The sequence below is a fragment of the Paenibacillus sp. FSL M7-0896 genome, assembly GCF_037975415.1.
In the GTDB taxonomy this organism is placed as follows: domain Bacteria; phylum Bacillota; class Bacilli; order Paenibacillales; family Paenibacillaceae; genus Paenibacillus_AQ; species Paenibacillus_AQ silagei.
In genome coordinates this window covers 737,929-760,265 of sequence record NZ_CP150250.1, presented here as the reverse complement: position 1 = coordinate 760,265, position 22,337 = coordinate 737,929, and the positions used below count along the sequence as shown (strand labels likewise).

General features: G+C 56.8%; 12 protein-coding genes and 1 riboswitch. All 12 genes read right to left on the bottom strand.

Translation table 11 applies throughout. From position 1 onward, the window contains the following. Positions 1 to 124: 124 nt before the first annotated feature. Complete coding sequence (locus MKY12_RS03140; RefSeq protein ID WP_339312897.1) at positions 125 to 811, bottom strand: ECF transporter S component; 687 nt, start codon at positions 809 to 811, stop codon at positions 125 to 127. Continuing rightward, positions 784 to 2,562 carry an ABC transporter ATP-binding protein gene (locus MKY12_RS03135; RefSeq protein ID WP_339312896.1) on the bottom strand — a complete coding sequence of 593 codons (1,779 nt, stop codon included), beginning with the start codon at positions 2,560 to 2,562 and terminating at the stop codon, positions 784 to 786. Before MKY12_RS03135 ends, MKY12_RS03140 begins: the two co-directional genes overlap by 28 nt. Further along, positions 2,478 to 3,422 carry an energy-coupling factor transporter transmembrane component T gene (locus MKY12_RS03130; RefSeq protein ID WP_339312894.1) on the bottom strand — a complete coding sequence of 315 codons (945 nt, stop codon included), beginning with the start codon at positions 3,420 to 3,422 and terminating at the stop codon, positions 2,478 to 2,480. The genes MKY12_RS03135 and MKY12_RS03130 overlap by 85 nt, the downstream gene beginning before the upstream one ends. After that, entirely contained in the window at positions 3,419 to 4,246 is an 828-nt protein-coding gene (locus MKY12_RS03125; protein WP_339312892.1) for a DUF4430 domain-containing protein, read from the bottom strand. The genes MKY12_RS03130 and MKY12_RS03125 overlap by 4 nt, the downstream gene beginning before the upstream one ends. A 471-nt stretch (positions 4,247 to 4,717) precedes the next feature. Then, positions 4,718 to 6,889: an S-layer homology domain-containing protein gene (locus tag MKY12_RS03120; RefSeq protein ID WP_339312891.1), complete on the bottom strand. Its 2,172-nt coding sequence runs from the start codon at positions 6,887 to 6,889 to the stop codon at positions 4,718 to 4,720. 212 nt (positions 6,890 to 7,101) lie between these two features. Then, positions 7,102 to 7,295: riboswitch (cobalamin riboswitch) on the bottom strand. A 1,733-nt stretch (positions 7,296 to 9,028) separates the two neighbouring features. After that, positions 9,029 to 12,223 (bottom strand): hypothetical protein, encoded by a 3,195-nt coding sequence (locus tag MKY12_RS03115; protein ID WP_339312889.1) that lies wholly within the window; start codon positions 12,221 to 12,223, stop codon positions 9,029 to 9,031. Beyond that, the gene (locus tag MKY12_RS03110; protein ID WP_036731360.1) at positions 12,220 to 13,482 is read right to left on the bottom strand and encodes a hypothetical protein; all 1,263 of its coding nucleotides are present in this window, start codon (positions 13,480 to 13,482) and stop codon (positions 12,220 to 12,222) included. Before MKY12_RS03110 ends, MKY12_RS03115 begins: the two co-directional genes overlap by 4 nt. A 48-nt stretch (positions 13,483 to 13,530) precedes the next feature. Then, the gene (locus MKY12_RS03105; RefSeq protein ID WP_339312887.1) at positions 13,531 to 14,166 is read right to left on the bottom strand and encodes a beta-mannanase; all 636 of its coding nucleotides are present in this window, start codon (positions 14,164 to 14,166) and stop codon (positions 13,531 to 13,533) included. A gap of 29 nt (positions 14,167 to 14,195) precedes the next feature. Then, a complete protein-coding gene (locus MKY12_RS03100) occupies positions 14,196 to 15,467 on the bottom strand; it encodes a VWA domain-containing protein (RefSeq protein WP_339312886.1) in 1,272 nt (423 codons plus the stop codon). Between the two features lie 498 nt (positions 15,468 to 15,965). Beyond that, complete coding sequence (locus MKY12_RS03095; RefSeq protein WP_339312884.1) at positions 15,966 to 16,124, bottom strand: hypothetical protein; 159 nt, start codon at positions 16,122 to 16,124, stop codon at positions 15,966 to 15,968. Between the two features lie 385 nt (positions 16,125 to 16,509). Further along, positions 16,510 to 18,936 carry a transcription initiation factor TFIID gene (locus MKY12_RS03090; protein ID WP_339312882.1) on the bottom strand — a complete coding sequence of 809 codons (2,427 nt, stop codon included), beginning with the start codon at positions 18,934 to 18,936 and terminating at the stop codon, positions 16,510 to 16,512. A gap of 4 nt (positions 18,937 to 18,940) precedes the next feature. Continuing rightward, positions 18,941 to 22,330, bottom strand: coding sequence for a tubulin-like doman-containing protein (locus MKY12_RS03085; RefSeq protein ID WP_339312881.1), 3,390 nt, complete (start codon positions 22,328 to 22,330; stop codon positions 18,941 to 18,943). Positions 22,331 to 22,337: the final 7 nt, after the last annotated feature.

The window sequence follows — 22,337 nt, the reverse complement described above, 5'->3', positions numbered from 1 at the left end:
TCTAGCTGTAACCTTAATTATCGGAGAATAACATCGAATTGTTGATGGCCCTGCTAAGAAATTTGTCGAAAAAAGAAGAATATTATCGTTTTGGTAGAGCGATATCCATTAATTATAATTCCATTCACTCTTGAAGCAAGCCATATTTCTTGCGGAATCTCTGCAGCACCTTGGTCCAGCCTCCGGCCAGCACCGCTAAGAAGAATACATTCGACAAGGCATGGGCCAGATCGAAATAAAAGCTTGCGGCAAACGTAACGGCAACCAGCCGCCAGCTAAAGGCATCCGGCAGACTGAGCAGGACCCAGATATTCATAATCCAGCCGAACAGGAACCCCCAGATGAAGCCAAACACCAGCAGCCCGGCCCGCCGGCGCAATAGCCAGCTCCTCCGCAGCCACCCGGCTGTAAGTCCGGTCATACCCCAGGCGAACATCTGCCATGGCGTCCAGGGCCCCTGCCCGAAGTAAATATTAGAGACCAGAGCAGCGACTGCTCCGATAACGAATCCCGCCTCTGCCCCGAAGACATAAGCGGAGAGGATGACAACGGCCGACACAGGCTTTACCCCCGGTAATGCGGCAAAAGGAATCCGGCTGACCGCTGCAATAGCGGACAACACCGCTAGCAGCACAAGTTCACGGGACTGGAGCGGCCGGCGCTCCAGCCGGATGAACAGCGGCAGGAGAGCTGCCAGCAGCAGCACCACGCTAAGCAGCACATAATGCCGGTCAGTGAATGCTGCGGTAAGCGCGAGCCCCGCGATGAAGAGTCCCAGGGCAATTAGCAGCGGTATGCGGAAGCGGGCCATGTGCGAATCACATCCTCTATTGTCAATGCCTGCGGCAGCCAGTCCCGCACTATCCGGTTGACTGCCGTGGTATAGAAGTAATTGCTGCTGAAGAACTCAGCCGGTGTGCCCTCTGCCGTAATTCCCCCGTCAAACAGGAGTGCGCAGCGCGAAGCATGCTTAGCCGCGAATTCTACATCATGCGTTACGATGAGAATACTGATCCCCTGCCCGCGCAATTGCTGAAGCAGGGCGGCCAGCCTGTCTTTGGCGGCCGGATCAAGCCCCTTAGTCGGCTCATCCAGCAGCAGAATATCCGGCTTCATCAGCAGCATCATGGCAAGCGCGGTCTGCTGCTGCTGCCCGCCGCTGAGGTCATGCGGATGACTCTGTAGCACCTCCCGGAGCTGGAATACCGCCAGCAAAGCCTCAATCTCGCTTGCTGCTGCCTCTGGCGTTAACCCGGCGTAGCTCCCCATATGCTGCAGCTCCTCGGCTACCGTATCATAGCTGAAATAGAGCAGCGGATTCTGTGCCAGCAGACCTGTAGTCTTGCCCTTGGCCAGCTCTATTCTGCCGCGCTGCGGCTTCATCAGCCCGCTGAGCACATGCAGCAGGGTGGACTTGCCTGCGCCGTTCCCGCCCATGACTGCCAGGAACTCCCCTTGCTTAAGCGTCAACGAGAGCTTCCTCAGGACCTCCCGGCCCTCCTTCTCATACCTGAAGGTCACTTCGCGGCAGAAGAGGAGAGTCTCTGCTCCGGCCGCTTGGAGTTCCTCTGACGAGAATTTCACGGATACTCCGGCGGGGGGTGGAGGTGAATCCCCCTCTGGAACAGATTCTATGCGGGAAACGAGGGGAGTCGTCCCTGCCTCCCTATTCAAGTTATTAACCAGTTCAGCGCCTGCGGCAGCGTCCGTTCCTGCCATCAGAGCATGCAGCCAGCGTCTGCCCTCACGCACGGTCAGCGGAATATTCTCCGGCGCAGCGGAATCCGCTTCCGGAGCAAGCGACAAGTACAGGCGTGAGGCGGCTGGCAAGTAACGCCCAGCCGAAGTCAAGGCTCCGCTGCCGGTCTGCCGGGCGAACAGGCGGGGAGCGGCATCTGCCAGCAGCTTGCCGTCTTCCAGCATCAGCACACGATCCGCCAGCGGCAGTACCTCCTCGAGCCTGTGCTCGCTGATGATCACGGTGACCGCCATTTCCTCGTTCAGCCGCTGCAGCGCCATCATGAATTCCCGTGCAGCAACAGGATCAAGCTGGGAGGTTGGCTCATCCAGCAGCAGCACCTTGGGCTGAAGCAGCAGCACTGAGGCCAGGTTCATGAGCTGCTTTTGTCCGCCTGACAGCTCATGTACCGGACGGTAGAGCAGCGGCTCCAGCCCGAACAAGCCGCAAATCTCCGCCAGCCGAGTCCGCATGACAGCAGGCGGTAGCCCCAGATTCTCCATGGAGAAGGCCAGCTCATGCCAGACCGTATCCATCACAATCTGTGCATCCGGGTTCTGGAAGACCATCCCGATCTCCCCGGCGGCCACCGCTGCCGGAAGCCCGGACAGAGGCTGCCCTTTGTAGGTCAAGGTTCCGCTGGATGAACCCACCGGAGTGAGCTCCCGCTTCAGATGACGCAGCAGGGTGGTTTTGCCGCTGCCGGACGGGCCGCAGAGCACGACAAATTCCCCCTCTTCTATGACGAACGATAGCTCATGGAGCGTGTCCCTGTCTTCTTCAGGGTATCGGAAGGATAATTGCTGTGCTTTGAGGATCTCCATAACCATTTCTCCTTTCCTTCCAGTCCCGCAGGAATCAGCACGAACAGGCAGAAGCTCCCGTACATGACGGCCTCCTGCCAGCCGAAGTCCGCTGGTCTCATCCGGGGATAGATCTCCAGCTTGCCGTAGCCCTGCACCCAGAACAGCAGCGTAACCACACCGCTAACGGTTAACAGCAGCATCACCAGCTTATCCTGCAAATCAGCCTTGTATATCGTGTAAGTGCTACGTTTGGTGCTGCCGTAACCACGGGCTGTCATGGAGTCTCCAGTCTGGAGGGCTTCTTCCAGCGACCAGGTCAGCAGCACCTTGAGCAGCGTCATTCCGTCCGTCATTCTTTTCTTAAGGCTTCCCGTACCGGCATCTATCCCGCGCAGACGCTGGATCAGCGTAATCTGGCGCAGCCGCCGCTGGAACAGCGGTACGAACCGGATGGCCATCAGCGTCAGCAGCGCCGTTCTCGGCGCAGCCGCGGCGAACAGGTACATGAACTTATCTGTAGTCACCGTGTAATTGTAGGATATAAACCAGATGAAAATAGTAAGCAGCATTGTCATCATCATCAGTCCATACAGCACAGCTTCCAGCGTAATAGGCTGATCCAGCCAGTAGAACAGAATATGCGCCCCTCGATGTGAGAACAGCGGGTTCAGCAAGGCCACGGAAGCTGCCATCAGCAGCATAAAAGGCAAGCTGCGCACCAGTTGACGCCCTTGTCCCTGCAACAGCAGCAGCGCCAGCAGTCCGGCTATCTCTGTAGCCAGAAATAACGGATGGAAGACCAGCAGAGTGAACAGCAGCAGCCCTGCATAATACAGCAGGGCTACTACCGGATGCATGGAACGAAAGCCGCTGCTCATGGCGCTTTGGCCCCCAGGTCTTTGCCTAGATCAAGCGTATACAGCCACTCGATGGTATCCCCGGGCTCGACGATCCAGCTACCCGCAGCCTTGGACGGAAATTCTCCATTCACCTTGTACATCCAGCCGCTCTCTGCCCCGTGATCACCCTCGTACAAATTATCTATACCTTCCACATAAGCAAAAGCCTTGCTGCCCTGATATTCCATCTGGATCTTCTGTGCCCGTGTAATCCGCTTCAGCAGGTCCAGCACACTCTCGCCCTTCTTGATCTCGTACTGGGCAGCGGCCAGAATCACGCCATGCTCCTCATCTCCGGTGATGGAGAGAGTGACTACGTTGTCCGGCTTGGGCGTGGCCGCCGCAGCGGGCGCGGGGGTCGGCGGCTTGGGTGTGGCCGCCGGGGACTTGGCGGGCTTGCTTGCGCCCGCCGATGGCTGCGTCGTCGCTGCGCTTGGCGACGCCGGCTTGGCGGGCTTGCTTACGCCCGCCGGTGGCTGCGTCGTCGCTGCGCTTGGCGACGCCGGCTTGGCGGGCTTGCTTGCGCCCGCCGATGGCTGCGTCGCCGCTGCGCCTGGCGACGCTGGAGCTGCCGTACCGTCCGCAGGGGCGGATGGTACGGCAGTGCCCTCAGCGGCTCCCGGCAGCGGAGCCGCTTCGTCTCCAGGCCGCGGCGTCTGCGCGGCCGGGGTCCCGGCGGGCGGCTGCGGGCCGCCGCCTGCCTGATCCGGCTGCCCAGAGGAGCAGCCGGGGAGCAGCAATACCATCAGCAGGAGAAGCAGCGGAGCCAGCCTTCCCCGGCCTCTTTTGACTAGATTGAACATTACCTGCACACCTCCACAAAAAGGGAAAAGAACGGGGGCCAGTCAGCCTGTTCCCCGTTCCTTCATACACCTTATGCTTACTTTTCAAGACATATCCGAACTAATTCCAAGCAAAATAGCCTGTCTAATGAGCCTGCAACGCTTCAACAACCCTATACGCCGCAACTACTCATCAGCACTGGTGCGTAGTTGGATTTTCTACACTTAATAATCCAGATTACGCACCTGTATAGAATTTAGTTGGATTTCCGGCATCTAATTTTGCCCATACCTCATCATTCTGCAGCTTCAGGCCTGAATAAGTGTAGTTTATCCAACTAGCTCCCGCTCTGCAGCAAATCCTGCCAAATTAGATGTCATTTATCCACTTATCGTCGGCTCCAGAGTTCGTTCAGTGCCTCCTGCGGTAGTATAGCTGTATATTGAAGCTGATCTTACTCTACCTGCCGAACTCTGCTGCTCCCTACTCAACTATGGCAATCTAACCGCTACAGCAGCAGCCATCTCACGGGTTACCACAGCAGTAGGCTCGAATGCGCCGCCGGTGCCGCTCATATATCCAAGTCCCGTCACCGTACGGACAGCGGACAATGCATAGTCGCTAATCTTATCTTCATCGCTGAACTTACCAACCCCTGCTCCTACTCCGGCTGATGTAGCATCCAGCTTAAAAGCTCTAACCATCATCACAGCCATATCCTGGCGCGTAACCAGCCCGTCCGGTTTGAACGTTTTGGCGCTTACGCCGCTGATGATTCCTAGCTCCTTCGCCCGGTTCACTGTTCCATAATACCATGTACCGGCCTTAACATCACTGAAGACCCCAGCAGAAGACGCCGCAGACGGCTCGTTCCCGGTTAACCGCAGCAGCAGCGCTGCAAATTCAGCACGGGTAATATTCTTTTTCGGTGCAAACAGCAGGCTGTCCTCACTTACACCGTTCATCAGCTTGCGGTCATATGCCGTGTATACCGACTCCAGCGCCCAAGGCGAGATCGACTTCACATCGCCAAAAGCCGGACGGTCCGCCGCCGCAGAAGCCACCGTTACCGGGACCGTATGACGCACGATGGCCGGGGTTTTATCCTTCAGATATCCCGTAACCGTCAGGGTATATTTATTTGCTGGCAGTCCTCCGGCCACAACAGCCACACCCGCAGCATCTGTAACTGCTGTTTTGCCGCCGATGGTTACCTGTACGCCTGCTGCCGGTGAGGTTACCGGATCGGAGGTGAAGGTCGCCTCATTCCAGACCCATTGCTTCTGGGTTACCTGCACCTTCAGATCTTGTCCAGGCTGCGGCTGTGCGGGAGTCGCGGTTACGGCATCAACCACCTGCGTGTTGTCCCCGCCATAATAGACCACAATGCGGTCATTCTCCTCCAGCGCGAAGTCGCCCATCCCTACACTTGGATAGATCCATGCTCCGCCGCGTGCGACCACGTACATCCAGCCATCATATCCGCCAAAAGTACCCGCAATCACGCCGCCGATCCCCGTCACATAATTGCCTGCTTCATTGACCAGAGCCAGGCGCTTGGCTGCTGCTGTCTTATCCAGTGCCGTAAGCACATTTCCGGCGTACACGCTGCCCTCAGCCAAGGTTCCATTCGGACCTTCAACTGTAACCGAGACACTTACCTGAGGATTCTTCACTGGTGTGCCGCTAAAATCAAAGAGCTTACCGCCTGTTCCAAACAGCTTGTACGCTACCAAAGCCTCCAGTGCCTGCTCCGTTGAGAGCGGATTGGAGCTGCCGCCCGCAGTGTGGATGAATCCGCCATCTGCTGCGCTGAAGCTCAGCAGCTTGCTGACCAGATTAATATTACCCTTAGTATAATCTGCTCCTGCCGGATCAATGCCGAAGGCAGACAGACCGATGATGGCCTGAGCTACACTCTCGCTGCTGTCGCCATATCCGCCATTCTTATCCTGTGCCTTAGCCAGCCAGGCTGCCGCCCGCTGACCGGCAGCATTCACTGCCGCTTCCTGCTTATGTCCAGCCAGTGCGTTCAGCACCATCGCTGTCATATCCGGATCACTCGCACCCGTGGTCAGAGTAAAGCCTCCGTCCGGGTTCTGCTTCGCCAGAATCTCTGCCAGCAGCTTAGACTGTGTCCATTTCGCATTTGCCGGGATTGTATAGCTGCCGGAATCCAGAGCGAGCAGTGCATAGACCGGATTATTCAGCGTCTGGCCGGTAATTGCATCGTGATTGTAGAGCTTCTCAATCAGGTTATAGCCTGCCACATTCGCCGGGTCGCCGCCAAGTGCCTTAACGGCGAGCGTGATCCGGGCATAGTCCGTAGCTCTGGCAAAAACACCCTTAGCCTCAGCCACCTTGCCATCAAGCGCCTTCAGATAGCTGGCAGGAACCTTGTAGCCTGCTTGCGCAAGGCCAATCGCCTGCCAGTCCGACTGGACTCCGTTCTTCAGCATGAATTCCGCAGTAGCATAGACCGCAGCAGTTACGCTGGCTGCCTCACTTGCGGGCAGAGCGGACACCGCTGGTGCGGAAGTCCCGCCTGCCTGTGCAGCAGCAGCTTGTCCTGCCGGGGCTACGGCTGCTCCCAGCAGTGCGAACAGCATAATGACAGCTAGTCCCAGCCGTGTGAACCTGGATGATAGAGAATGGTTCTTCATAACTAACCTCTTTCCTGAAATAGAATGGATGAATCCTGCTTCCTCCGCAGATAGAGCGGCAACCTAAAGACCGCCCTATGCAGGGCGGCCGGGGAAGAATACAATACAGGGCGGCTGAAGGAGCCGATTACTCTCCCACACTACATACAATACAGCATACACAGCCCTCGCCAATATCAGCATCTGCTTCCACATTCTTACCCCCGAAGAATAGAAACAACAACGAAAAAGGCAGGTCTCCTGGCTCATACTTCACCGCTTCCCCCGCCTTCCCATCCCGTTAGCAGACAGTGGCTCCTCAGGAGTTGCTCCGTATTTACAGTGGCGGGACCGCGCCGGACTTGCACCGGGCTTCCCTTTTAAGCAGATTCCTCTATTAGACATAGCCCTGCCAGCATCTGCTAGCGACAGCGCGCGGTCTCTGAGGCAATCTGCACCTTTTCCCAAAGCTTATTAAATTTTAATATTCTGAAACAATCATATCTACTATTCCCCTGTATGTCTATAGACAAGCTATTTCTATTCCATCCCCCCCGAAGCCCCGCCCATTCCCAAGTGGAAACGGCTTTGCCGTCCTTTTAAAGGACGGTACCGTTTCAGCGAGAAATAGAAGGATAATTTATAACGTGTACCATATACATTCTTATATTTGCACAAAAAATCCTGAACAGCACATGCCCGCTACCCCGGCACATCGTACTATTCAGGACTATGGAGTGACTCTTCTGCTGTTAATTAAGCCGTTGGCGGTACTAACGGAGACAGCGGAAGCCAGGCGATTGTATTATGTACATTAGAATTCGTGTAAAAGCGGTCGATAACGCATTCTGCTGCATTTCATACAAGCGATTGTGGCAAATAACCCTCCGCCGGGCCAAATTCCCAAAATCTAATGTACCGAATACAGCAGAACACCATATAAGGCTCGATATGCCTCATTCTAGTGTACAAAGTGCAATCGAGCAGCTTCGTTCGGACACTAGCACACTTAACTAATTACTTTATGCTTGTATCAGCCTGCCGGAGCGCAAATCATTGTACTACATAAAGTAGTATGCACCAGGCTCTGACCAGTCCACCATGCCGCGCTATATGCGCACAGCGGATCAGCTACCGCTAGTCGATCATCAGGTTCTAACTAATCAGCATTCATTTAATCCTCTAGCTTGCTGGGGGGCTGCCGTACCCCGACTAACTAAGGTACTATTCTAGCTCCAAACGTTATGCTTAAATGCAATCTGTACAACTAAATCGTCTGATTTACTGCCAAATGTACTTTTAGCTGTATTTCATGCACCTAAAATGCTTCTGTACCGGCTTTTCGCCCATTCGGGCAAAATTAGTTGTATGGAATACAGTTACGAGAGGAACGTCTTCCTTTTCACTGTTTTTAGTTGTACGGAGTACACCTATCACTGTAAGCAATGTTACTCAGTACCATCACTTGGTATCGACTCAAAACCGTCAGTTAGTTGTGTGAGTCGGCTGAATGACTAAGGAGCGTTACTCGTTAGCGTTAGTTAAAAGCGCCACTCGGTAGCGTCAGTCGGTTTAGTGAGTCGGTAGCGTTGGTCGATTGCGTTAGTCGATTGCGTTGGCCGATAGCATCAGTCGGTAGCGTTAGTCGATTGCGTTGGTCGGTAGCATCAGTCGATAGCGTTAGTCGATTGCATCAGTCGGTAGCGTTAGTCGATTGCGTTGTTGATAGAATCAGTCGGTAGCGTTAGTCGATTGCGTTGGTCGGTAGCATCAGTCGATAGCGTTAGTCGATTGCGTTGGTCGATAGCATCAGTCGGTAGCGTCAGTCGATTGCGTTGGCCGGTAGCGTCAGTCGATTACGTTGGTCGATAGCATCAGTCGATAGCATCAGTCGGTAGCATCAGTCGATTGCATTGGTCGGTAGCGTTAGTCGATAGCATCAGTCGGTAGCATTAGTCGATTGCGTTGGTCGATTGCATCAGTCGGTAGCATCAGTCGATTGCGTTGGTCGATTGCATTAGTCGATTGCGTTAGTCGATAGCATCAGTCAGTAGCGTCAGTCGATTGCGTTGGCCGGTAGCGGCAATCAATTGCGTCAGTCGATTGCATTATCCGATCGCGTTAGTTAAAAGCTTACGCAGCCTGCTTGTTTCCGCTGTGTTATTCCGCGTCCTTGTCCGCTTCCGGGCTTGCGTAAGCGGACGGCTCCGCACTAGGCGCGGCTGTGGCTGTAGCCTCCGGGGCGCTGCCCGGATCTGCCGCCAGCTTCAGCGAGTATCTTCCGGCGGTGATCATATCACCTGCTGCCAGCTTCGCGCCTGCTGAAAGCTCCACCGTCACCTCGTAGACGCGTGACGGAGGAGTCCCCGCCGCCGCTGGAGTGGCGGTGGCTCCACTATCCGCGCCGCTGTCCGCTCCAGCGCCCGCCTCACCCTTCGCATCGCCGTCCGCTCCAGCGCCTGCCTCACCCTTCGCACCGCCGTCCGCTCCGGCGCCTGCCTCACCCTTCGCACCGCCGTCTACTCCGGCTCCTGCCTTGCCACTCGCATCGCCGTCCACTCCGGCGCTTGCCTCACTCTTCGCACCGCCGTCCGCTCCGGCGCCTGTCTCACCCTTCGCATCGCCGTCCGCTCCGGCGCCTGCCTCACCCTTCGCACCGCCGTCCACTCCGGCGCCTGCTTCAACCTGGCAACTGCTAACCGTTGCCTTAACCTCGTAGTCCGTAACGCCGCTGGCGGACTCCACGCCAATCCGCTCCGGCTTGAAGGCGGAGCATTCCGCCGCATCAGTGAAGCTGAACAACAGCTTAACGCCGTTATTCTTACCCGTTTCTCCGCTTCCCGCATCACCGCTGCTATTCCCGCCAGTCCCCGCGTCACCGCCGATAAGCCGGACAGAGACCGGGGCCGCTACAGCGGCTTGTCCTGTCACTGCCGGAAGCGGGCTGGGGCTGGCCACCGGCGCAGCTGTATCCTTGCCGCGTCCCCCTAGCTGGCTAAGCAGGATAACCGCCGCAATCAGAATGATCCCGAGGATGCTCCCTGAGATCAGGATTTGAAATCGGCTGCGGCTGACCCACCGCGCCAGCGGCGAAGCCAGCTGGGCGCGGGCTTCATTGTAGACAGTCTGCATGGCAGGCGTTGCTGTGTCGAGATGGTTTTTGCGGAATTCACGGTTCTTGAATGCCTCGCGGTCGCTCTTCAGGAAATATCTCAGCACAGCCCGCTTGTAATTCGGCCACAGCTTCTTGCCAGAGCTTGCGAACAGCCAGCTATGCTGCGACCAATCCAGGAACCGGTACACCGTCTCCTTGTCATTGCCCGCCTTGCGGACCACCAGATCCAGCAGCGCATCATAATCCAGCGGCCCGCCTTCACGTTCACTGCTGTGATAGAAGGCCAGCGGCAGCCGGTCGAACGGCTCCAGGCTCCGCGCTTCCTTCAGCCACCGCGCACCGAGCAGCTGTACATCGTCCAGCTCACGCGGCGTCAGTCCGGCAAAAATCTCCTCGTCCGGCGACTCCTCCCCGAACCAGCGGTAGGCCGCGCGCAGCGCATTCGCTTTGCGCTTCGCAATCGCATCGAGCGGCGGCTGCCAGTCTGCCGTATCCCGGTAACGCAGGAACGAGATCTCCAGCAGCTGCTCCATCGTCAGCTCGTCGAGAGAGAGCCGGTTCAGCAGGAAGCGGTCAGCAACCGTGCCGAGCTCCTCCATAACGGACAAGGCCTCCGGGTATACGCCGCCTCTGCGGCGCTGCTTCTCTGCCTGCTGGACCGCTTCATGAACAGCCGTTACCGCCGCTACCGGATCGGATTCCCGCTGCAGCTTCTCCAGCAGATATTCCTTGAAGGTATCCCGTACCGCTGCCTGCTGAAGCACCTCCGGAAGACTCCGGCCGAAGTGGCCCACGAGGCGGAGGATATCCGCCGTTCCGGCAGCGGCAGCCAGCCGGGATTCCAGATATGGCTCGAACAGCATTCTGCGGAAGTGAGATTGGGACAGTACTTTTTTGAAGAAAGCCTCGCTAAGCGCCGTATCGCTCTCTACAATCCCGTAAGCGGCAGCCAGCATATCCTCCCGGCCCCCGGACTGGCAGTTCAGCATCCCGTTGATGAAGTAATCGACGATCTTCACCCGGTAATTATGGCCCGGCAGCGCGTAGTAATCCTTGAACTGTTCCAGAACCTCCGGTGACGGAATCCCCTGCTTGCGGATCAGATCATATTCGCGGTCGAACCGCTCCAGGAACATATCATTCAGCCGCACCCGCGAATCCAGCTTCCCCTCCGGCTTCAGATAGGACAGCAGGCCGCCGAGTATAGCGTTCTTGTTGTCTGTATATAGGGCTTCATTACCTTGCTCGATTTCATAAAAGACCGCCAGCTCATTGTAGAGCGCCAGCGACAGCTTACGCTCCGCACTCTCCCCGAGCAGCAGGCTGTCGGCAAACTTAGCGAAATCACGGAGGCTTCCGCCCTTCTCCACCAGCGTCTTCCAGGCCAGATCGGCATAGATCTGCCGCGACTCGCCGAAGTCGGTATTCAGGAACCTTGCGCCAGCCAGATCGAAGATATAATCCTTCTCAATATTGCGGTCGCCCGGACGCAGAGAGCCCTTCTCCACGAAGGTCAGGTGAATGTATTTGCGGCTCAGCGGCTCCTTGGCATACGTGATCACTCCCAGCCTGCGGCGGAAGTCATACGGCAGCGCAGCGAAGAGGACCTCCGTCAGCCGGGCCGCACGCTGCGACAACTCACTGATCGGCACATCCAGCGCTACATAGATTTTCTTCTTCCCGGCTACGGACAGCATTACCGCTTGCAGCAGGGCTTTGAACAGCTCTTCTGTGAAGCCTAGACCAGATAACACGCTGCGCGGGTCTGTCGGCTCGTCCAGCGTGCGGGTTGCCACGGGAATCGACTCCAGCTCAGGCAGTGTCCCGCCAGGTTCCCCCTCATAGCTCCGGGCAAACCCCGCATGCAGCCAGTCTCCGTACCCCTCGACAATCTCTTCGGAGCGGATAGGTGGCACCACGAAATTATGGGCAAAAAAAGCGCTCCGCTGCCCCGTGAAATCCGCCGCCAGATAACGGCTCTCTCCAATCACAGTCTCGTTGCTCTCCGTATGGAACAGATGCAGCGCAGCCGGATACAGCTCCTCATCCTTCTCGCCGCGTGCCGTAAGCTCAGCCGGGGCATCGTAGAGGCAGAAGGGATGCAGAATTTTTTTGACAAAATTATTATCGAGACTCTCCGATTTCGCCACCGTATCGAAGCCCTCTGTAGACCGGTATACGCCCCGGCGCTCGCGGGTATACATCTGCTGGGTGATCATGGACCCTGAGAATCTGTTCACGGCCCGTCGCTCCCCTCAATATAATTCAGCTTGTGAAGCAGCCAGATGAACGGCTCATCGACCCGGATCGGACTGACTACACCTTCTACCTTCTGATTGACCGGATTGCTGCCCAGCGCAGACACGGCGAAATATCCCGTATTGGCAAAATACACATCCATCGTATCCTTGAACGGCCGGTCCACCTTCTCAATGAAGCGCCGGATTTCACCGTCGATGTTGTGGAACTCGTCCAGGTTCAGCGTTTTGCGGTGCACATAGTTGTTGAACACATTGCTGTTCGACTTGATGTAGTCGCCATCCTCATCCTTGAGGGAGTGGAGCATATCGCTTTTGGCCAGGACGACTGCGGTCGGAATTTCGGTCTTGCTCTTCTCCTGATAGGCGATGAAGTCACCGAACATGGTCAGCACCACATCACGCGGCTCATCATACTGCGATACCCACTCCCCCGGACGGTCACCGAAGTTAATGCGGATCTTCTCCCGGACCGAACGGATCTGGAGCGGATCGACCATGAACAGAATCCCTGCGGAGTTCTTGATATGCTGGCCGTGCAGGCCCAGATAATCCTGATCGACCATTCCTTCACCGGCCACATCGAAGAACACCAGCGTCAGCGGGGGCTTGGACTCATCCTTGAACACGAACTGGAAAATAAACGGCTCCTGCATCTTCTCCTTCTGGGTAGACGCCAGCAGATCCCCCCGCTCGAACAGCGGCTCCTCATACAGGGTGCGGAATTTGCGGCTGATCTCGGCATTCAGCGGCATACAGGCTGCGTCGAAATGCCCTGCCGTTGTATGCTGGAGCGTATGGATCAGCGAGGTCATATAGACAGACTTCCCGACCTGGGAAGCTCCGATAATCGAGATAATATTGCTAGGCACCTTGCCGGCTGTTACAGGCAGCTCGTTATGACAGGACGGACAGAGCCGTCTGCGGGTCATCACCCCATAGCGGTCGGTGAGCCCGGTCAGCACGTTGTCGGTATAATGATGGTACTCCTCCGGGATATCCGCCGGATGCAGAACCGCTTCCATATCATCTACCGTATCGAGACCGAAGCGCTCCCGGTATTTATTCAGCAGATCATCCTCACCGAGCGCATAATTCTCATCATCCTCACGGCTGTGCATGGCCCGGAACACCACTTCCTCCGGCTCAAAGCGAGTGAAGCAGAACGGGCAGACAATATCGTAATACAGCGGCCTCGCTGCGGGCTGATTCTTCTTCATGAAACGGCTAAAAAAAGACATCTCTCATCCTCCTCAGGGTGTTGTCAGCACCCGGTATGCTGCTCCCGCTCACTCGGGAACCAGCTCATAATACGCCCCGTATTTAGGCCCATCGGTGAAAAAAATACGGATAAAGTCGTCCTTGCCGACCTCAATCGGCGGGAGCTGGTTGCGCCCGGGAGCGAAGTCCTGGACGAACGGGAACCTTGCACCGTCCTCCTTGGAGGATGGGTGCGCATCCCGCTTTTTGACGTAGCAGAGCACTTCCTTCGGCACCGGCACCTCGGCAGTAATCGTCATCTGCACGGTTTTCAGCTTGCTGAATAACCCTTTTTTGTGCTGGACCGCGTAGTAGATCCTCGCTTTACCCGCGCTGACGAGCGCCCGGTTACCGCCATCCTGCTGACGGACCAGCATCGTCTCCCCATTCCCGCTAAGCCGCACGTAAATGGTATAAGCCACCATCCCGATCTCGTCCAGCCGGTCCCGGTACCCGTTATTCGCTTTGTACTCTTCACGCGTATAGAGCTTCATGCCCGGAGGCGGATGCTCATGACTGTCCGGTGCCTCCGCGGAGGCCTTATGAATATATACCGCCTGTACACCGTCCGGCCAGCGCCAGCGCAGCGTACAGAACCGGTCCTCCACTCTGGATACAACTTCGGTAATCACCGGTGCTCCAGCGTCTGCCTCGGCGTACTTCATGGCAACCTGCCCCTTTCCCTGCATCTGGCTTAGAACCCTTTACTGCCGCGGTTACGGCGGGGTGAATGAATACTGTCAGCAGGCGCATTACCAGCTCCGGCAGCTCTTCCCCGGCGCGACAGGCGCCCTTCCCCTACAGGCACGATATATGTGAACAAGGTGAGAATAGCCGCCAGAACGAGCAGCGCCAGCAGCCGGGTCATAGGGTCCCAGAGCGTGTCGCCGTTCAGGCCCGATTCCAGAATCAGCCCCGCCACAAGTCCCGATACCGCGCCCCCGATACTGAAGCTCCGGGCCAGATGGCGGTTATCGAACACAATGCCAAGGCCCAGACCCAGCGCCGTGCCGAGCAGCATCAAGGCCAGCACACGCACCACAGCATAATAAGGGCTGTCCGCGGTCTGGTCGCTGCGCTCGGTCAGCAGTGTCCGGTCGCCCAGACGGTCATAAATCTGCTGAAATACATCGCCAAGCCGGTTCGCATCGGCCACATCATAATACTGTCCGCCGGTGCCGCTGGCGATATTCTGCAGCAGACTTGCGCCGGACGGATCATCCAGGGCCAGCCCGATCGTATTCACTTTTATTCCACGCGCCACATAGTCTGTCAGCTCCGTAGAGGTGTTGAACTGGCTGACGCCGTCGGATAAAAGAATAACCATCGCCCCGCGGTCCGCGCCGTCTTCATGAATCACCTTCATCGCTTCGGCCAGCGCGCCGCTGATGTTCGTTCCGCCTTCAGTCGTCTTCAGGCTGCTGATGACCTCCATGACCTTCTCGCGGTTCGCCGCTTTGGAGAGCGGGAGCAGCGGCTGGACCACGGAAGCTTCGTTGCTGAAGGTGACTACGGCGACTTTGTTGTCTTTTTTGAGCTGCTGCACCAGATTCTTGGCCGCCGCGTAGCGCCGGTCTGACGGGTCGCTCTGAATCATGCTGCCGGAATCATCGATCACCATGACGACATTCTTAACCGGCTTGCTGCCGCCGAAGTTCAGCTCGTACACGAACTCGGTCAGCGTGCCCACGCCAAACAGCAGCACGACCATGAGCGGGAACATTTTCCACGAGGTCCCCAGGTAACGCAGCTTCCAGGACTGTCCGTTCAGCTTGGGCGAGAGCGTCTCTGCCACCAGAGCGCCTATTCCAACACATAAGGCCAAGATGGCAAAATAGATGCCGACCAGCACCATCTGAGGTAAATCATACGGCCTGCGGTCCAGCAGCAGCTCACCGAGCACAAACGCTACACCCGCGCCGAGCAGACTGAACAGCAGCAGGAGCAGATTGATTTTTCGCTGCATTGCATTTCATCCTTTCCGGGAAAAGCTTGATCAACACACGCTTCCCATTCCATTCTATTGCACATCCGGCAGCAGAATGAATGAGAATTGTCCTACAAAGCCTGTTAGTGTAGGCCCGTACCCAGGTCCGAGACCCGGAGCCTGGGCATTATTATGGTGAACCCTCGGATTTCGGCCGCACCCCTGTAATCAGGGGCATTAGTGCTCCTCATTTGGTGGTTCGGCGCACTTTCGGTAAATTCAGGTGCACTAGTGCTCCTCATTTGGTGGTTTGGCGCACTTTCACTGAAATCAGGGGCATTAGTGCTCCTCATTTGGTGGTTTTGCACACTTTCGCTGAAATCAGGGGCATTAGTGCTCCTCATTTGGTGGTTCGGCCTACTTTCGGTGAAATCAGGGGCATTAATGCTCCTCATTTGCTCATCTGGCGCGCGTACGGCGAAATCGAGATCACTATTACTTACACACGTCAGCACCAGAGGGATTCATCCCCTTCATTCAACCATCCAGCCTTTGCCCTCTATTTCCACCATCCGGCCCACTTTCAGCAACATTAAAGGGATTTATCCCTCTATTTCCACCATCCAGCCCACTTTCACCAGCATTAAAGGGATTTATCCCTCTCTTTCCCGCCATCTGGCCCATTTCCACCAGCATTAAAGGGATTTATCCCTCTATTTCCGCCATTCGGCCCACTTTCCACCAGCATTAAAGGGATTTATCCCTCTCTTTCCCGCCATCCGGCCCACTTTCAGCAACATTAAAGGGATTTATCCCTCTCTTTCCCGCCATCCGGCCCACTTTCAGCAGCACACGGTCAGCCGCCGAACTCGCGTGGACTATAGATCCTGCGGTTGTGGTAGCCTAACCTAATATGGTTGTGATAGCCTGACCTAATATAATAGTTTGTCATAGCACTCATCTAATCTAGTCTCCGCTCATCAGCACTCCACTCATTTAATCTAATCTAGTCTCCGCTCATAGCACTCCGCTCATCTCATCCCGGCTCTGCTCATCAGCACTCATCCCATCTATTCGCTACTCATCTCATCCCCGGCAGCTGCTCTTCTTCCAGACCGTGGAGCTGATATCCGTTGCCGGCATAAGTCTCGTAATAGACCTTACCGTTGCGGTAGTAGAGCAGGTCCTCCAGGTGGAAGCCGCCCATCAGGTTAAGCTTTTCCACACCGCTGCGGCGCTGCTCATGCACGAAGCCGAGCCGGTAGATGCGTGTGGTCTCGTCTGCACTGAAGGCATAACGCAAGAATTCGGAGGAGCTGTCGCCGAAGAAGTACTTCTCCTCGTGGCGGTGCTCCTGCGTATACTCGAACAGGCGGACATTCATCGCCGCCTCCTCCTCCAGACTACGGTAGAGCTGCTTGAACAGCTCCTCCTTGGAGACAATGTCCCGGTTCTCGTAGGCTGCTGCAACATTGGCACGCCGCAGCAGCTCCTCCTCGAACGGGAGCGTGAACGGCCCCGCCGTCAGCAGCTCCCGGCGGCACAACCCGATCAGCCGCTCGGCCACCGCCTGGCCGCCTCCGTTCACCAGCAGCCCGGAGAGGCTGCCCAGGAACCGCTCGCTGAAGAAGATTCCCGCCCCGCGCCGGTTCTCGATGTCCTTCATGACCTCATCCGTCACCGTGCGGTAGTACTCCATAATATTCTGATCTACCGTCTCCTTGCTGCGGCCGATGCTGGCCAGAGCGACACTCTGCAGCTCCTCCTCCAGTGCTTCCATCTTCGCAACCTTGGTCTTGCTGTCTGCATGCAGCTGCTCCAGTGCAGCGTCATAGCGGAGACAGAGGGCCAGCTCGCTCTCCAGCAGCAGAAGCTCATACTTCTTGCCGTAGACGGACTCGAACAGGTAATGAATGAAATTGCGCACCGTCCGTTTGTCCAGCAGCGGCACCCGCTGGAACGGCTGGCGCTCCACGCTCTCCGCATAGAGCCGCTCCAGCTCCTCCTGACCGGAGAGCAGAGCAGAACGCAGTCCGCCCATATGCTGGCGCAAGGCCTGCAGGACGCTGCCTCCCTCACCTGTCTTCTCACTGGTCCATTCCGCCAGCTGGTAGAAGGTGACCGGGGAGGCTCCCGCCTCCTCGGCAGCCAGCACTCCGGCCCACTCCCGGGCCGGATCAATCCCGGCAGCCCTACGAGCAGACACCTCCGCAAAATTACTGCGGAAGTAAGCCTGCGCCCCTTCCCCGAACAGCAGCTCCTCAGCCTCGCGCAGCGAGAGCATCCGCAGCTGTGAATAGGACGGACGCCCGTGGCTCATCAGCCCGGTCATCTCGGCGAGAGCGGACTGCTCCGGCAGCAATTCCGCCGCGCGGTCCCGCAGGGTATCCGCTCCAAGGCCAAGCATCGCCTGCCGCTCCTTAAGACTCCGGGTATGGCCTGCACGCAGCCGCCCGGACAGATAATGCAGTGCATGGTACAGCACCGCCAGTGCAATCTGGCGGTTCGGCCGCCGCACCGCCGAGAAGCCGGCAGACGCATAGCCTTGTCTGCCTGTGCTGCCGCGGATGCCGCTTTTGAACGTCATATTATTGTAGCCGCCGTGCCCGGAGGCCTGATCGGCCGCAGGCCGGACCCGGTTCTTCAGCAGGCTGATGTGGGCGATAATCTCGTAATTGTCGTCCATGCCATGGACCGACATCAGTCCGCGCTCATTCTTGTCGGAGAGCAGATAGACCAGATCGAACAGCGGAGAAGGGCCATGCGTCACGGGAATGGACAGCCCTTCCTCCGTCACCAGCAGCGGAGCGCTTAAGGCATAATCCGCCGCCTGCATCCCGTCCAGCTCACGCAGACAAGCCAGCCCGACCGAGCTGGAATAGCCGAAGTTATCCCCCTGCTCACGTTCGTTAATCAGCGCGTACAGATCAATCTGTACCGATTTGAACGACTGGCTGAGAATTGCGCGGGCCAGCAGCACGATCTCCGGCAACAGCACATTCTGCGGGTCATCGACCCGTGTAATGACAGACAGGTGGATGACGTCAAAAGAAGAATACAGCCGCCCGTAATCCGCTATACTGTTGCTTAACTGACGCAGCGTCCGGTTCATTCCGGCCAAATACTGGCTACCCTCATGAAATTCACGGTACAGCTCACGCCGGACCGTACGCGGATCACGCCCTGCCGTATCCGGCAGGGTCATGTGCATCACGCGTTCATGGACGCTGCTGTTTCCGCTGCCGATCCGCCCCTTGACCCCCTCCTTCTCCTGCGTACTGCCGCTGCCGTTATGCGAACCGGCATGCAGTGCCATCACGCCGCCTGCATTGTCCCATTTACGCTGGCAGCGTTCCAGCACCGGACCGATGGCCGGGGTCACCTTATCGCCCAGGAACAGGAACAGCGCAGGGTAATGGATACTGCTGCGCCCATCCCCCTTATTATGCTGTGCTTCCTCCTGGGCAGCGTATTGCTCAGCATATTGTAAGGCCTGATCTCTGATCATAGGCCTACTTCAGCTTTCTGCGGATGCTGCCAAGCTTGCCGGTCAGGCTCTTGTAGAAGCCGTACATTTCATCTCCGTTGGCATGCTCTACCCGCTCATATTCCAGAGCGTCACGTGCCTCCAGGAACGAGACATACATCCCTTCCAGCTTATACAGCAGCGGAGTTACATCTTCAGCTGCCGTCATTTCTCCGGCCCGGCGCGCTGCCTTGCGGAGCAGGAGACTGCGGCTTTTCTCATCCAGCTCACGGAAATGGCGGTAGACGGCATACTCCACATAGCTGCGTTCCTTCATCAGATTCGCGAACGGCTCCCAGGCATCCTCGTCCTCGTCACGGTCATAGACATAGAGCGCGCCTTTTTTGGTAATGGTATCGGTGTACAGCGCCTCAATGAACTGGTCCAGCCATTTGTCTTCATCCAGATGCTGATGCACCAGCGCTTCCAGTTCCGCAGATTTGGCCGCCAGCGCATCGTATTTCGCCAGCTCCTCACGGACACGGGCAATGAGCTGCGGGGAACGGATCAGGTTCTCCTGGGCCAGCTCCAGATTAATACTGCCGAAGATATCCTTCACGGCTTCACGTTCAATACCTCCTGTGCGGAGTGCTTTGAGCTCCTCAGCGGCCTTGCGCACTTCACCCAGATTCGGACGCGGCGCATCCAGCTGCAGATCATAAGCACCCAGCAGCTTGCCCAGATCCAGCGGCTTCGTGAAGATCACGGAGAAGCGGCTGCTGGTGTTCTCGTCCACACCCTTCTCTATGATCACACCGGACTCCAGTGCCCGGCCGAAATCTGCCCGCACTCTGGCATTGTACTCACGGACCCGCGGATTCGCATACGTATCGCCCCAGGACTTCTCCGGGATCGGCGAAGGCAGATAGGTCCAGTTGTCCTTATCGGTCATCACCAGATGGCGGCCGATGCCTTCCTTGTCGAGAATGGTCCGCTCGTAGTTCTCCTCGTACACCCGCAGCGGTGTATATACGAACAGCGGCACCCCGTTGCGTGTATTCAGCCAGAAAATACGGTTCTTGACCTCGCTCTCCTTGATCGTGAACTGCGATTTGCCGAGTGCATTGTTCTGATAATTACGGATACCCTTCAGAATCCCCGGTGCCTTCACCGGTACGGAGACGAAGCCCCACGACGGGAAGTGCAGGCTGCCAGAGCTGTTGCTGAGGTGGAAAATCGGCACCGCATCCTCATCCAGACGTCCGGCAATAATCCGCTCCACGAACTTATCCAGCGGCTCCTCGCGCCCGTATTTCATCACCAGGAAATCCTCCATCGAGCGGGTAATGAGGTCCCCGAACTTGTCGCTGAGGAACTCGGATATGGAGCGGACAATATCAATCTCCTGCTCCCTTACCCAGCGCCCGGAATGCTTCAGCATCTCACGTGTGAAGTCACGGATCAGATCATCGCCGTCCTTCTGGTCCATGATTTTGGAGATGGTCGCCGAGATATCCGGCACGTTGACGATATTCCAATAGTAGGTTTTGTTGCCCTTGTGGTCGGCCTGCTCTTCGCCGTTAATCAGAATGTCGCCGTTCTTCTCGAAGATCGAGCTGAGCGCGGTCAGAATCTCGGTGAACACACCGTAGATCCGGCTGTTCTCTTCATTCAGCAGCTCATACAGATCCTCATAGAACTGGATCATCTGCTCGGTGCGCTCCACATCGGCATGCAGCCAGTATTCATTGATTTTGGCTTCAATATAGGCGTTCTTCTTCTTCTCCTTGGACACAAAAGCGCTCCGCGCATCGCCCAGCTTATCCTCTGCACTCTCCTGTGCGGTCTCAATATCACGCGGCAGGCGCAAGAGACTCTCGCGCAGCGCTTCAATATAAGACTGGATCAGCTTCAGGATGCAGAAGCCCTTCTCGGTGTACAGCAGCCGCGACACATAGAACGGCCCCTGCTCAGGATGCAGGAAGATGCGCTCCAGCTCTTCGCCGAACCGTCCGGCAATCTCGCCCGGAAGCTGCTTCTTGGATTTGATATATTCCTCACGCGCACGGGCCAGGAAGTTCTGCTCCAGCTCCGTATCCATGCTGACGACCTGATTCTTGACGACATTGGCATGGCTGAGGCGCTCGCTGTTCTGATAACCCGGCAGCGGCTCCGGCACACGGGACTCGAACGTCTTGATCATCGTATCAAGATCAATGCCGAGCTTGCGCGCCATCTTCTCCACATCCTCCTGATTCGGGGCGTAATGGAACATCTTGTCCATTTTGTCGAAGAGACGGTAAGCCAGGTAAGTTGTCATTTCCTCAATCGGCAGCACGGCCGAGGATGCCCCGATAATGTTGTATTCATAGTTGGCAGGATAGGTCTTGTTCATCTGGGCAATGTTCGTGCGGATGTTGCTGATATAGTCATGGATGGCAAACTCCTCGCCGGAGGCCTTCTCTTCACTGGCCATGAAGTTGGTGATGTTCTCAGCCGTCACGTTCATGCAGTAATCGTAGGCGTTCTCCAGCAGCTTGCCTTCCGTATTGGTTGCGGAGATGAGATGACAGAGATTGAACGGCGGCAGCGGCGAGTTGACGCTCAGAATATTGCCGTACTTCTGGCGGAAGCGTTCGCCCCGGCTGTCCACGTTCATCCAGTAGTCCAGCTCTTTGAGCGCGGCATACCCGTTCTTGCGGATATATTCGCGGGTATGCTCGCTGAGGCTCTTGTTGGACAGATTGACGTCCGGTGTGAACAGATAGCCCAGCGTATTGACACGGTCTATCCCGGCTGCGCCGTAGTCACGTTCAATAATGCCGCGCACGATATAGGCAATATCCAGGAACGCCCCGCTGCCGGTTCCGCCGGACAGACCGGTAAGCAGGAAGACCATGAGCTTCTTGCTGGTGCCGACAGACAGCGTCTTGATCTTCTTGTCGATGGCGGCAACCACCTGGTTGATCTTCGTGAACAGCAGCAAGCGTCCGGCCTGACGCACCCCGGCGGCTCCGTTCATCCCGTCTGTGATGCTCAGCTCCGGCGACAGCCAGTCTGTAATGTAAGAATCCAGGATGCTGCGGTTCTGCAGCAGTCCGCCGATCTCGGCATTGGCCAGCAGCACGAATTCATTCTGCGGGTCGAGGCCGATGCCCTTGTATTTTTTGCCGCGGTCCTGTTCATTGGTCTCGAACGCCAGGAACTCCACGTTGTCGGGCTTATCCCGCTTCTTCTTGGACAACGGATCTTCAGGCAGCTTGAAGCGGCGGTTAATCTGGTATTTGAGCCGCAGCAGGGCATCGATGCCCGTGCCGCCAAGCCCGATAATGAGGATCGGGTTGTCGATGGTATCCACTCTGATCTTGTCGCTGACGATTCCTCCGCCAAGCGATACATCCAGCTGTTGAATATGTTCTCTTACTACCGGTTTCATAGGTTCT

Bases quoted from the DNA above. Each gene is read 5' to 3' on its own strand.
- MKY12_RS03130 (WP_339312894.1), bottom strand. From the start codon at position 3,422: ATGAGCAGCGGCTTTCGTTCCATGCATCCGGTAGTAGCCCTGCTGTAT.
- MKY12_RS03100 (WP_339312886.1), bottom strand. From the start codon at position 15,467: ATGCAGCGAAAAATCAATCTGCTCCTGCTGCTGTTCAGTCTGCTCGGC.
- MKY12_RS03110 (WP_036731360.1), bottom strand. From the start codon at position 13,482: ATGTCTTTTTTTAGCCGTTTCATGAAGAAGAATCAGCCCGCAGCGAGG.
- MKY12_RS03140 (WP_339312897.1), bottom strand. From the start codon at position 811: ATGGCCCGCTTCCGCATACCGCTGCTAATTGCCCTGGGACTCTTCATC.
- MKY12_RS03095 (WP_339312884.1), bottom strand. From the start codon at position 16,124: ATGCTGGTGGAAATGGGCCAGATGGCGGGAAAGAGAGGGATAAATCCC.
- MKY12_RS03135 (WP_339312896.1), bottom strand. From the start codon at position 2,562: ATGGAGATCCTCAAAGCACAGCAATTATCCTTCCGATACCCTGAAGAA.
- MKY12_RS03120 (WP_339312891.1), bottom strand. From the start codon at position 6,889: ATGAAGAACCATTCTCTATCATCCAGGTTCACACGGCTGGGACTAGCT.
- MKY12_RS03105 (WP_339312887.1), bottom strand. From the start codon at position 14,166: ATGAAGTACGCCGAGGCAGACGCTGGAGCACCGGTGATTACCGAAGTT.
- MKY12_RS03085 (WP_339312881.1), bottom strand. From the start codon at position 22,330: ATGAAACCGGTAGTAAGAGAACATATTCAACAGCTGGATGTATCGCTT.
- MKY12_RS03125 (WP_339312892.1), bottom strand. From the start codon at position 4,246: ATGTTCAATCTAGTCAAAAGAGGCCGGGGAAGGCTGGCTCCGCTGCTT.
- MKY12_RS03090 (WP_339312882.1), bottom strand. From the start codon at position 18,936: ATGATCAGAGATCAGGCCTTACAATATGCTGAGCAATACGCTGCCCAG.